Below are 11,633 nucleotides of genomic sequence, written 5' to 3' on the forward strand. Positions count from 1 at the left end.
CGCCTGGCCATCATCGACCTTGCCGGGGGCGACCAACCCATCTCCGACGAGGGCGGCCGTTACTGGGTGATGCAGAACGGCGAGATCTACAACTTCCCGGAGCTCATGGTTGAACTCGAGTCCCTAGGCCACACCTTCAGGACGCGCTCGGACACCGAGGTCGTGGTCCACGCCTTCGAGGAGTGGGGAGAGCGCTGCCTCGACAGGCTCAACGGCGAGTTCGCCCTGGTCGTCTTCGACCGCCTCACGCGGCGGGCGTTCCTTGCCCGCGACCGCTTCGGCGTCAGGCCGCTGTTCGTGGCGGACCTGGGCGGCGACCTCGTGTTCGCCTCCGAGGCGAAGGCCGTGCTGAGGCATCCTCGTGCAGAGCGGCGGCTGGATCCGTTCGCGCTCGTCGAGACCTTCACGCTGTGGGCCGTGCAACCGGATCGCAGCGCCTTCCCGGGGGTGAGGGAGCTTCCGGCCGGGCACTACATGTGGGTCGGCGAGGCCGGGCCGGAGACGCCGGTCTGCTGGTGGGACATCCGCTTCGGGCCGCGCGACGGCGCCAGGGTGGCGCCGCCTGAGGAGTTGCAGGAGGAGCTCCTCCAGTTGCTCGACGACGCGACTCGGATCAGGTTGCGGGCCGACGTGCCCGTCGGCGTTTACCTGAGTGGTGGACTCGACTCCAGCGCCACCACGGCTCTGGCGCGTCGACACAGCCGCGGCGTGCTCGAGGCGTTCAGCGTGTCGTTCGAAGACAAGCGCTTCGACGAGTCGCCGTACCAGCGACGCATGGCCGCCGAGCTGGGCGTCAACCTGAGGAGCATCGCGGTCTCCGACGCCGACGTCGCACGCGCCTTCCCAGCCGTGGTCAGGCACGCGGAGAAGCCCATGCTGCGCACGGCGCCCGGGCCGCTCCTGCTCCTATCGCGCTTCGTGCGCGATTCCGGGTTCAAGGTCGTCCTGACCGGCGAGGGCTCGGACGAGTTGCTAGGCGGCTACAACATCTTCCAAGAGGCCATGGTGAGGCGCTTCTGGGCGCGCGACCCCGGCTCGAGCCTGCGGCCGCGCCTGCTCGGTAAGCTCTACCCCTACCTTTCACGCGACCTTCAGCAGGGTGGCGGGTTCATGGCCGAATTCTTCAAGGCCGGCATGCTCGATCTCGACGACCCGCTCTACAGCCACCGGCCGCGCTTCCGCACCACGGCCCGCAACCTGCGCTTCCTCGGCGCCGACGTGCTTGCTGGGGCGGGCGAGGTGGGCGACCCCGAGACCCGGTTGATCGACCGCCTGCCCGCGGAGTTCCCGACGATGGGACCGCTCGGCCAGGCGCAGTACCTGGAGATAGCCACGTTCCTGACGGGGTTCCTGCTGCACTCGCAGGGCGACAGGATGCTCATGGCCAACTCGGTGGAGGGGCGTTTCCCGTTCCTCGACCCGAACGTGGCGGAGTTCGCGGCGGCGCTGCCCGAGCGGCTGCGCCTTCGCGACGTCCACGAGAAGTACCTGTTGCGCAAGTCATTGGCCGGCGTGGTACCCGCCGAGGTCGCGGAACGCCCCAAGCGTCCGTACCGTGCGCCGATCCTCAGAGCCTTCTTCGGGCCGGGGGCGCCCGAGTACGTCGGGGCGCTACTGGAGCCCGGACGAGTGGCGTCGACGGGCTTATTCAACGCTCCGCACGTAGAGAAGCTGGCCAAGAAGGCGGCGCGTTACGCGGAGGTGGGCCTGAGCGAGAGCGACGAGATGGGGCTCGTGGGCGTGCTGTCGACCATGCTGCTCGACGACGCGCTCGTGAGGCACCCCGTGCTGGCCCCCGCGGCCGTGCCCACGCGGCTCGTGGACCGCGGGGCCGTCGTGCTGGGGGAAGGTGTAAGTGCGTCGTGACAGGCTAGGGCTAGACTTCTTGGTCAGAGGGCGGCCGGAGGCCCGTGGCCGCCAGGATGGGAAGGTCCAAGCAGATGCACCCAAGGTACAAGCGGCTGCTTCATGACAGCCTGACCGCCAGCGTGGCCGAACATGCCGACAAGGTGGCAGTGGTCACGGCAGAGGAGCGCGTGACGTACTCGGATCTTCACGCCAGGGCCCGCCGGTTCGCTTGCCTGCTTCAGGCCCACGGCGTGCGCCGCGGCGACCGAGTGGCCATCTTCATAGAGAACTCCGCGACCACGGTGGTGGGCATATACGGGGCGTTGTACGCAGGTGCCGCCTTCATCGTCATCAACCCCCAGACGAAGGAAGACAAGCTTCGCTACATGCTCGCCGACTCGGCCGCAGTGGCCGTGCTGAGCGAGGGGCGGCTGGGGCGGACGGTCTCTGCCGTCGTGGCCGACCCGGCCTCACCCTTGCCCGAGTTGAGACTGGTGGTGGACGCATCTGGACCCGCCGGGCAGCCGGGCGATGCCCGGCCAGCCCACGCGGCAGGGAGGCCCGCGTTGGCCGACCTGGCGACCGCCACCGACGAGCGCGTGGCGGACCCTGGCACGATCCCGCTAGACCTCGCTGCCCTCGTCTACACCTCCGGCAGCACGGGCAACCCCAAAGGGGTGATGCTCAGCCACCAGAACATGGTCTTCGCGCAGGGGAGCCTCGTCGAGTACCTGCGGCTCGACGAGACGGACCGCATCCTCAACCTCCTCCCGCTCGCGTTCGACTACGGGCTCTACCAAGCGCTGATGGCGGTCCACCTGGGGGCGACGCTGGTGCTGGAACGCACGTTCGCCTTCCCCGCGGCGATCGTCAAGCGCGTGCAGGAGGAGGGGGTCACGGTGTTCCCCGGCGTGCCGACCGTGTTCGCCACCCTCCTCGCGCTTCACCGCAACTCGCCCGTGTCCATGCCGAGCGTGCGGCGCTTCACGAACACGGCCGCCCACCTTCCCGACGACTACGTACCGGGGCTACTCGAGATGAGCCCCGGAGCGCTCGTCTACAAGATGTACGGCCTGACCGAGTGCAAGCGGGTCTGCTACCTGGAACCCGAACTCGTCCTCGGCAAGCCCTCGTCGGTAGGCAAGGCCATCCCCGGCACAGAGACCTACCTCCTAGACGAGTCAGGCCGGCCCGTGGGACCCGGCGTCACCGGGACGCTCTACGTCCGTGGCCCGCACGTGATGATGGGCTACTGGAACCTCCCGGCCGAGACGGAGCACATGCTCAAGCCCGGAAAGTACCCTGGCGAGCGCGTTCTCTGCACGCACGACTGGTTCCGCACCGACGAGGAAGGGTTCCTCTACTTCATGGGCCGGTCGGACGACATCATCAAGAGCAGGGGCGAGAAGGTCAGCCCGGTGGAAGTAGAGAACGCGCTGGCCGGCGTGCCGGGAGTGCGGGAGGTGGCCGTCGTCGGCGTGCCGGACGACCTGCTCGGGCAGGCGGTGCGAGCGTACGTCGTCTTGGACGCCGGCGCCTCGCTGAGCGAACAGGCGTTCAAGCGGGAGGCCATGGCGCGCCTGGAGAGCTTCATGGTGCCCCGCGACGTCGTGTTCGTTGGCGACCTCCCGAAGACCGCCACGGGTAAGGTACGCAAGAAGAGTCTCCTGGAGCAGACCTGACCCGCACTATGACGCCTGCGCCAGGCCCGGCGTGAGCGCGAACGACCGAGAACGAGGAGTGACAAGATGCCAGCCGACACGACAACCACCAACGACACCGAACGCGAGGTCCGTCGCTTCCTCGCCGACAACTTCATCCTGGACGACGGCGGCGCCGGTCTAGGCGCCGACGAGTCGCTCACGCAAGCGGGTGTCCTCGACTCGATGGGGGTCCTCGAACTGATCATGTTCGTCGAAGAGCGCTTCGGCGTGTCGATTCCCGACGAGGACACCCTGCCGGAGAACCTCGACAGCGTGTCGCGCATCGTGGCGTACGTCGAGCGGCGCCTGGCGACGAAGCGTGACTGACACGTTCGGTCCGCACGTCCTGCGCCTGCCGGATCCCGAGGCGGCCGTGGCCGCCATCACCGAAGGGATGAGGCGCGAGGTCCGCGGCTTCAGGCGCAAGGGCGGCGTCCTCGGGCTCTCCGGCGGCATCGACTCGAGCGTCGTCGCGGCCCTCGCCGCGCGGGCCTTCGGCCCGGACAACGTTCTGGGCGTTCTGATGCCCGAGGCCGATTCCTCGCCGGACACTCTCATGCTTAGCCGGCTGGCGGCCGAGAGCGCCGGGATAGGCACCGTCCTGGAGGAGATAACGCCCATCCTCGACGCCGTGGGATGCTACCGCCGCCGCGACGAGGCGTTCAAGCGCGTGATCCCGGACTACGGTCCGGGCTGGAAGGCGAAGATCGTGCTACCGAGCGTGATCGATTCGGACGCCTACCGCATCTTCTCGGTGGTCGCGTTGGCGCCGGATGGCCGCGTGATGCGCGAGCGGCTGCCGCTCGCGGAGTACCTGCAGGTGGTCGCCGCCACCAACTTCAAGCAGCGCACGCGCAAGATGCTCGAGTACTACCATGCCGATCGCCTCAACTTCGCCGTGCTCGGAACGCCGAACCGACTCGAGTTCGACCAGGGGTTCTTCGTCAAGAACGGCGACGGTGCGGCCGACGTGAAGCCCATCGCCCACCTCTACAAGTCTCAGGTGTACCAGCTCGCCGAGGTGCTGGGCGTGCCGGACGAGATCCGCTCGCGTCCACCCACCACCGACACCTACTCGATGCCGCAGAGCCAAGAGGAGTTCTACTTCTCGCTTCCTTACGACGAGATGGACCTGTGCCTTTACGCCGTCGACAACGGGGTAGACGCTACCACCGTGGCGCGAAGCTTGGGCCTGACGGCCGAGCAGGTCGAGCGCGTCTTCCAGGACATCGCCGGCAAACGCCGTGTGAGTCAGTACCTGCACGCCCCGCCAAGGCTAGTGGTCGAGGGCGACTGAAGGACGGTGCGACCGGTCCCATGAAGATCCGACCTTTCGTCCCGGCCGACGCCCCGGCCGTGGCGTCGCTATGGCAGTACTGGTTCAGGGGGAAGTCGCGCGTCCCCGACCCGGGCCTCGTCGATCTCGTGGACCGCATGTACGTGCAGAACCCCAACGCCGACGCGGAGGTGACACCGCTCGTGGCGGAGGACGGTGCGGGCACCATGCTCGGCTTCCTCGGCGTGACGGTCATGCCCGTCACCGTCGACGGCGAGGAGCGGAAGCTGGCGGGCGTCTTCCCCTCGGTCGTCGCGCCGGAGGCACCGACGACGGTCGCCGCCTTCCTCTTGCGCAAGTTCATGGCCGGACCGCAGGCGTTCACGTTCACCGACGGCGGCCATGTGAAGTTCGAGCGCATCTGGGAGCTGCTCGGCGGCAGCGTCGCTCAGCTCCAATCGTTGCGGTGGGTCAAGGTGCTGAGGCCCGGCGAACTGGGCCTCGGCTCCTTGGCGGCTTCGCGTGGCGCCGTACGCGCCGCTTACCCGCTGCTGGCGCCACTGGCGCGAGGCGGCGACGCCTTCGCCAGGCGTCTAGCGGCCAGCCGGCTGGTTGCCGCACCGGCAGGCGACTACGCCGTGGAGGCGCTGACGCCCGCGGCGTTGGCGGCGGCGGCACCCACCCTGCTCGGGGGGGCGCGGCTGTGGCCCCGGTACGGCGAGGCCGCCGTGGCCTGGCAGTTCGGGGAGATGGCGAAGATCGTGGAGCAGGGCGAGTTCAGGGCGCGACTCGTGACGCGCGAAGGCGGCGTGGTGGGTTGGTACGTCTACTACCTGAAGCGCGGTGGGCTCTCCCGTGTCTTCGACCTGGAGGCCCAACCGCAGCACCTCGACGGCGTGGTCGCTTCCCTGTTCCGTGAGGCCGACGAGGGCGGTGCCGGTGCGCTCACGGGGCGACTCGAGCCGCGGCTTCGCGGGGTGATGAACAGGCAAGGGGCCCTCGTCCACAACGGCGGCTCGTTGCAGATGGTGCACTCCAAGGTGCCCGGGCTGGTCGACGACGCCTTGCTGGGGCGCCTCGCGTTCAGCCGCTTGCAGGGCGAGAACTGGTACTGGTGGGCGATCAACTCGAAGGTCGTGCCCTGACCGGCGAACGGCACACTTCCGCCGCCGGCGCTACACACCCTGCTTCACTCCGCCAGGATGGCCGCCAAACCCGCCAGCAGCGGCGTGCGCGGTTCCCAGCCCAGCGCCTCGCGCAGGCGCGCCGTGTCGGCCAGCGAGTGCCTGATGTCTCCCTCGCGGGCCGCGGCGTGGCTCACCGTCAGTGGACCGGCGATCCCGTCCAAGCGCCCTATTGCGTCCAGCAGGTCGAGTAGCGAGACCCGCTCGCCGCGGGCGACGTTGTAGACGGGCATCTCGCGCGGAGCTGCCCGAACGGCCAACGCTGCCATCAGGGCGTTCACGACGTCCCCAACGTAGACGAAGTCGCGGGTCTGCAGGCCGTCGCCGAACACCGTCAGAGGGGCGCCGCGGCGAGCGCGGTCCAGGAAGATGCTGATGACGCCGGAGTAGGGGCTCGATGGGTCCTGGCGCGGACCGAAGACGTTGAAGAAGCGGAAGGCCGTGGCGTTCAGGCGGCCACCGCGGTGGTAGTAGGCGAGGTAGTGCTCGCCCGCCAGCTTGTCGGCGGCGTACGGGGTCAACGGCCTGGGCGGCTCGGATTCGGCCAGGGGTAGCGCGGCCGAGTCGCCGTAGACCGCGGCCGAAGACGCGTAGAGTCCGCGCCGCACACCCTGTCGTGCCGCCTCGTCGAAGAGCTGGATGCTCCCCTGAAGGTTCGTGCGGTGTGTCACGAGCGGTTCGCGTACCGACCGTTCGACCGAAGCCACCGCCGCGAGGTGCACGAACGCGTCGCAGCCACTCAGCGCGGCCTCCACCGCCGCCGGGTCGGCGACGTCGCCTTCGGTGACAGTGAGGTCGCCGTCGGCGGGCAGGTTGGCCCGCTTGCCGGTCGAGAAGTCGTCGAGCACGGACACGCTCGCGCCGCGAGCCAGCAGCGCCGCCACCATGTGCGAACCGATGAAGCCCGCGCCGCCCGTCACGAGGACCCTCATGCGTCCCACTCGGGGGCCCCTTCAGGGTCGATGAGGCGCTTCCCGCGCGCCAGCCCGGAGACGGCGGCCGACTCCGCGGCGGTCAACTCGAAGTCGAAGATGTCGAGGTTCCCTGCGCGCCTCCCTGGGTCGGCCGACTTGGGGATGGTGGCGACGCGCGGCTGCTGGACGAGCCACCTCAGTGTGACCTGCTGCGCGGTCTTGCCGTACTTGGCGGCGAGCTCCTGCAGGAGGGGCTCGGCAGCAGCCAGGCCCTTCGCTAGCGGCCTGTAGGCGGTGACCAGTAGGTCGAGCTCGGCGGCCTGGGCCAACACCTTGGTCTGCGCCAGGAACGGGTGATACTCGACCTGATTGCAGAAGAGCGGTGCCGCCGCCGCGGCCGCTTGGACCGAGGCGGTCGGGAAGTTGCTTACCCCGATGTGGCGTACGGCGCCCTCCTCCTGCAGCCGCCGCAGGGCGCTCAAGGCGACCTCGACGGACTCATCGTCCTTCGGCCAGTGGAGGAGCATGAGGTCGAGGTAGTCGGCGTCGAGGGCGCGCAGGCTCTCAAGCGTTGCCGCCTCCGCCCGCCGGTAGTTGGACGGCCGTAGCTTGGAGACGAGGAAGACGTCGGCGCGAGGCACGCCGCCGGCCGCCAGGCCGGCACCGACCTCGGCTTCGTTCTCGTAGCTCTGCGCGGTGTCGATGTGGCGGTAACCGAGCTCGAGGGCGTGCCGCACGCCCTCGACGCAGTCGTCGCCCTTGAGCAGGTAGGTTCCGAAGCCGAGCGCCGGAACGCGCTCGCCCTGGACGGTGTGGAAGATCATGGCTGAATGGTACCCGGTCGTGCGCTGCTCGGCGGACGTCCCGGGCTGCGCCGCGATCTGCCGGCAAGGCGGGCCCGGCCAGGGCGCCGCGAGGACTCAGGAAGGCGGGCCCGAGTCCGGCGCAGGTAAGCTGCTGCTGCTCGACTTCGTTGGCACCACCGGCGTGAAGTGGCAGCCCTCGAGGAACCCCTCGAACAGCGCCCTGATGCGTGCGTGGTTCGAGCTCATGGCGGCGCTCTGCAACGCCTCGATGGTGGAGTTGAGGGCCTCGGCGTCGACGGGCTCGGTCCGCGCCACGAAGATCTTCTCGTGTGACGTCTGCGACGTGCGCTCCTTCTCCGTCATCAGCTCCTCCACCAACCGCTCCCCGGGCCGCATGCCGGTGTAGCGGATGGGGATGTCGACGTCTGGTTCGAACCCCGACAGGCGGATCAGGTCGCGCGCCAGGTCCACGATCCTGACCGGCTCGCCCATGTCGAGGATGTAGACCTCGCCGTTGCGACCGTTGCCGGAGGCCTGCAGCACGAGTTGGGCCGCTTCGGGGATGGTCATGAAGTAGCGGACCATGTCGGGGTGGGTGATCGTGACGGGTCCGCCCGCGGCGATCTGGCTCTTGAAGATCGGGATGACGCTGCCGCGGCTGCCTAACACGTTGCCGAACCGCACCGACACGAACGTCTGGCCGGGTCCGGCGCGGCGGGCGGCTTCCTGCACCAGGAACTCAACCATCCGCTTGCTTGCGCCCATCACCGACGTGGGGTTGACGGCCTTGTCCGTCGAGATGTTGACGAAGTGAGTCACGCCGTGCTTCAGGGCCAGGTTGATGAGGTTGCGGCTGCCGATCACGTTGTTGAACACGGCCTCCTCCGGGTTCTCCTCCATGAGCGGCACGTGCTTGTGAGCGGCGGCGTGGAACACGATGTCGGGCCGGTAGCGCGAGAAGACGTAGTCGAGGCGCGCGCCGTTCTGGATGGCGCCGATCACGCCGTGGTACTGCACGCCGGGCCAGTCGCGGTCGAGTTCGCGCTCGAGCGAGTAGATGCTGTTCTCGCCGTGGCCGAACAGGATCAGCTCGGCGGGGTGGAAGCGACAGATCTGCCGCACCAGCTCCGAACCGATCGAGCCGCCCGCGCCCGTTATCATCACGCGCTTGCCGCCCAGGTAGCCGAGGATGGCGTCCGTGTCGAGCCTGATAGGGTCGCGGCCGAGCAGGTCGTCGATGTCGACCTCGCGGATGCGCCGCACGTCCACCCGACCGGAGAGCACCTCGTACATGCCGGGAACGATCTTGTAGACGAGGTTGGGCCGTGCCTCGCGAACGTGGTCGAGCACGTTGCGAACCGTGCGACCACCCTTCGACGGCATGGCTATGAGCACCTCGTCGATGTTCTGGTTGACGATGACCTCGGCCGCGTCGTCGACCTGACCCATGACCAACACGCCGGAGACGCGCTGGCCCTGCTTGCGAGGGTCGTCGTCGAGGAACCCGACCGGCAGCATGCCCGTCTCGGGGTGCTTGTGCAGTTCGCGCACGACGAGCGCGCCGGCCTCGCCGGCGCCGACGACCAGGACGCGCTTGCGGTAGTCGGGCCCCACGATGCGGGCCGTGAAGTGCTCGTGGCGGTAGCGGGTGAAGGCCCGAACCGATGCCATCAGCGTGAAGGTGATGGCGCCGTCGAGGAACGCCACCGAACTGGGGACCCCCAGCCGGGCTCCGAAGAGCGCCAGGAAGAGTAGGCCGAAGAGCAGGGCCGCCAGACCCAAGAAGATGAGACTGCCGAGATCGCGGAACGTCAGTCCGCTCCACGACCGGTTGGGTAGGCCCGCCAGGAGGTCCACCAGCACCTTGAACGGCACCAGGATGGCCAGCGCGACAAGTAGCGCCCCCGGTGGACCGAAGCCGCCGTCGTAACGCAGCGCGAACGCGAGCGGCGTGGCCACCAGGAAGAGACTCACGTCGATGGTGAGCTTCACGGCTCCGCGCGCCGAGAGCGGCAATATGCCGGCTAGAGACGGCCAGTTCTGTGAGTTCCCTCGCATCGGATGCTAACTCCCGCGGCCGAGGAGCACGGCCCTGGCCGTGGCCAACAGTACCCCAAGGTCGGCGGAAAGGCTGCGACGAGCGAGGTATTCGAGGTTGAGTTCCAGCTTGCGCGGCAAGAGCACCTCACGGTAGTAGCGCTCGGGGTCGGTCTGTTGGGCCATGAGCTCGCTCTCGTTGCGGAACTCGACAGACGCAGGGTCCGTGATCCCGGGACGCACCATTAGCACCTTGCGCTGCTCCGGGGTGTAGAGGGCCACGTACCGTGGCACCTCGGGGCGCGGTCCGACGAGCGCCATGTCGCCCCTTACCACGTTGATCAGCTGCGGAAGCTCGTCCAACTTCCAGGCGCGCAGGAACGCACCCACGCGGGTCACTCGAGGGTCGGCGCCCACCGTCAGCTGCCCACCGTGCGCCTCGGCATCCTGACGCATCGTGCGTAGCTTGAGTATCTCGAAGTCGACCCCGCCCAGCCCGACGCGCCGCTGGCGGAACAGCACCGGACCGCGCGAATCGAGCTTGATGGCCAGGGCCGCGGCCAGCAGCAGGGGGGAAGTCACGAGGAGGCCGAGCGCGGCGACGACCACGTCGGCTACGCGCCTGACTCCATCCTCGAGCGAGGCGCCGGCCTGCTGCGCTCCGCTCATCCCGAGGCTAGCGAGTAGGCGCGGCTGGTGTTGGCGTGCACGGCCGCGCCGCGGACCGCCGCGACGACGTCGGCGACGTCCTCGTCCGTGAGACGCGGGTTGAGCGGCAGGGAGACGAGTCCCTGGAACGCCTTGAACGCGACGGGGAAGTCCTCAGGGGCGTAACCGTACTTCTTGGCGTAGTAGCTCATCATGTGAAGCGGGCGGTAGTGGACGCTCGAGCCGATGTTCCGGCGCTTGAGTTCCTCGATGAACTCGTTGCGGCTCACCTCGACCTCGTCGAGGTTGAGCCGCAGGGCGTACAGGTGCCAGGCGCTGCGGGCGTACTCCCGCTCGACGGGGAGGACGAAGCGTTCGTCGGCGCCGAACGCCTCGCGGTAGCGCTCCACCACCTCGACGCGGCGGGCGTGGAAACCCGCCAGGCGCTCGAGCTGGTGCATCCCGATGGCAGCTTGCAGGTCGGTCATGTTGTACTTGAAGCCGGGCAGTTCGATGTCGTAGTCCCACGATCCCGACTTGTCGAAGCGCTTCCAGGCGTCCCGCGACATGCCGTGCAACCCGATCACCCGGGCGCGGTCCAGCAGGTCCTGCCGCCCCGTGAGCGCGCCGCCCTCGGTGGTGGTGAGGTTCTTGGTGGCGTAGAAGGAGAACGACGCGAAGTTGTCGCGGCTCCCGACCATCCTGTCCTTGTAGTAGGTCGGCGCCGCGTGGGCGGCGTCCTCTACGACCTCGAGCCCACCCGCGTCGGCGATCTCGAAGATGGGGTCGAGGTCGGCGGGGTGGCCCGCGTAGTGGACGGGCATGATGGCGCGCGTGCGGGGCGTGACCGCCCGTCGGGCGGCCGCCGGATCCATGCACAGGGTGTCCTCGAGGACGTCGACGAGCACGGGCGTTGCGCCCACGTGCTCCACGACGTTCGCCGTCGCCGCGAACGTGAGCGTCGGGACGATCACTTCGTCGCCGGGACCTATCCCTAGGGCGACGAGTGCCACGTGCAGGCCGGCGGTGCACGAGTTCAACATCAGCGAGGTGCCGCCGGGGGCCCCCACGTACTCGCCGAAGGCCGCCTCGAAGGCGCGGGTACGCGGTCCGGTCGTGATCCAGTCGGACTTCAGGGTCTCTACTACCTCGTCGATCTCGGCTTGGCCGATCGACGGGGGCGAGTAGGGGAGGAACGACTCACGTGGCATCCAGAT

General features: G+C 68.7%; 10 protein-coding genes. 5 read left to right on the forward strand and 5 right to left on the reverse strand.

The window, feature by feature from the left end; all coding sequences use genetic code 11:
* The 5 genes from asnB to H3C53_12435 form a co-directional block, all read left to right on the forward strand.
* The coding region (gene asnB / locus H3C53_12415; protein MBW7917468.1) for an asparagine synthase (glutamine-hydrolyzing) at nt 1-1,866 on the forward strand (1,866 nt) is incomplete at its 5' end.
* Nucleotides 1,867-1,940: 74 nt separating this feature from the next.
* Entirely contained in the window at nt 1,941-3,530 is a 1,590-nt protein-coding gene (locus H3C53_12420; protein ID MBW7917469.1) for an acyl--CoA ligase, read from the forward strand.
* Between the two features lie 66 nt (nt 3,531-3,596).
* The gene (locus H3C53_12425) at nt 3,597-3,878 is read left to right on the forward strand and encodes an acyl carrier protein (protein ID MBW7917470.1); all 282 of its coding nucleotides are present in this window, start codon (nt 3,597-3,599) and stop codon (nt 3,876-3,878) included.
* Entirely contained in the window at nt 3,871-4,848 is a 978-nt protein-coding gene (gene nadE / locus H3C53_12430; GenBank protein ID MBW7917471.1) for an NAD(+) synthase, read from the forward strand. Before H3C53_12425 ends, nadE begins: the two co-directional genes overlap by 8 nt.
* Nucleotides 4,849-4,868: 20 nt before the next feature.
* Entirely contained in the window at nt 4,869-5,972 is a 1,104-nt protein-coding gene (locus tag H3C53_12435; protein MBW7917472.1) for a hypothetical protein, read from the forward strand.
* A 44-nt stretch (nt 5,973-6,016) separates the two neighbouring features.
* On the opposite strand, the gene H3C53_12440 is transcribed toward H3C53_12435, so the two are convergent.
* The 5 genes from H3C53_12440 to H3C53_12460 form a co-directional block, all read right to left on the reverse strand.
* On the reverse strand, nt 6,017-6,943 hold the full coding sequence (locus H3C53_12440) for an NAD-dependent epimerase/dehydratase family protein (protein MBW7917473.1): 927 nt from the start codon (nt 6,941-6,943) through the stop codon (nt 6,017-6,019).
* Entirely contained in the window at nt 6,940-7,749 is an 810-nt protein-coding gene (locus H3C53_12445) for an aldo/keto reductase (GenBank protein ID MBW7917474.1), read from the reverse strand. Before H3C53_12445 ends, H3C53_12440 begins: the two co-directional genes overlap by 4 nt.
* A gap of 96 nt (nt 7,750-7,845) precedes the next feature.
* A complete protein-coding gene (locus tag H3C53_12450; GenBank protein ID MBW7917475.1) occupies nt 7,846-9,789 on the reverse strand; it encodes a polysaccharide biosynthesis protein in 1,944 nt (647 codons plus the stop codon).
* Nucleotides 9,790-9,795: 6 nt separating this feature from the next.
* The gene (locus H3C53_12455; GenBank protein ID MBW7917476.1) at nt 9,796-10,437 is read right to left on the reverse strand and encodes a sugar transferase; all 642 of its coding nucleotides are present in this window, start codon (nt 10,435-10,437) and stop codon (nt 9,796-9,798) included.
* A complete protein-coding gene (locus H3C53_12460) occupies nt 10,434-11,627 on the reverse strand; it encodes a DegT/DnrJ/EryC1/StrS family aminotransferase (protein ID MBW7917477.1) in 1,194 nt (397 codons plus the stop codon). The genes H3C53_12455 and H3C53_12460 overlap by 4 nt, the downstream gene beginning before the upstream one ends.
* Nucleotides 11,628-11,633: the final 6 nt, after the last annotated feature.

It is taken from the genome of Trueperaceae bacterium (assembly GCA_019454765.1).
Classification (GTDB): Bacteria; Deinococcota; Deinococci; order Deinococcales; family Trueperaceae; genus JAAYYF01.

What these genes read in the sequence shown, in the direction of transcription:
- H3C53_12420 (MBW7917469.1), top strand. Translation starts at nt 1,941, where the DNA reads ATGCACCCAAGGTACAAGCGGCTGCTTCATGACAGCCTGACCGCCAGC.
- H3C53_12425 (MBW7917470.1), top strand. Translation starts at nt 3,597, where the DNA reads ATGCCAGCCGACACGACAACCACCAACGACACCGAACGCGAGGTCCGT.
- H3C53_12435 (MBW7917472.1), top strand. Translation starts at nt 4,869, where the DNA reads ATGAAGATCCGACCTTTCGTCCCGGCCGACGCCCCGGCCGTGGCGTCG.
- H3C53_12440 (MBW7917473.1), bottom strand. Translation starts at nt 6,943, where the DNA reads ATGAGGGTCCTCGTGACGGGCGGCGCGGGCTTCATCGGTTCGCACATG.
- H3C53_12445 (MBW7917474.1), bottom strand. Translation starts at nt 7,749, where the DNA reads ATGATCTTCCACACCGTCCAGGGCGAGCGCGTTCCGGCGCTCGGCTTC.
- H3C53_12450 (MBW7917475.1), bottom strand. Translation starts at nt 9,789, where the DNA reads ATGCGAGGGAACTCACAGAACTGGCCGTCTCTAGCCGGCATATTGCCG.
- H3C53_12455 (MBW7917476.1), bottom strand. Translation starts at nt 10,437, where the DNA reads ATGAGCGGAGCGCAGCAGGCCGGCGCCTCGCTCGAGGATGGAGTCAGG.
- H3C53_12460 (MBW7917477.1), bottom strand. Translation starts at nt 11,627, where the DNA reads ATGCCACGTGAGTCGTTCCTCCCCTACTCGCCCCCGTCGATCGGCCAA.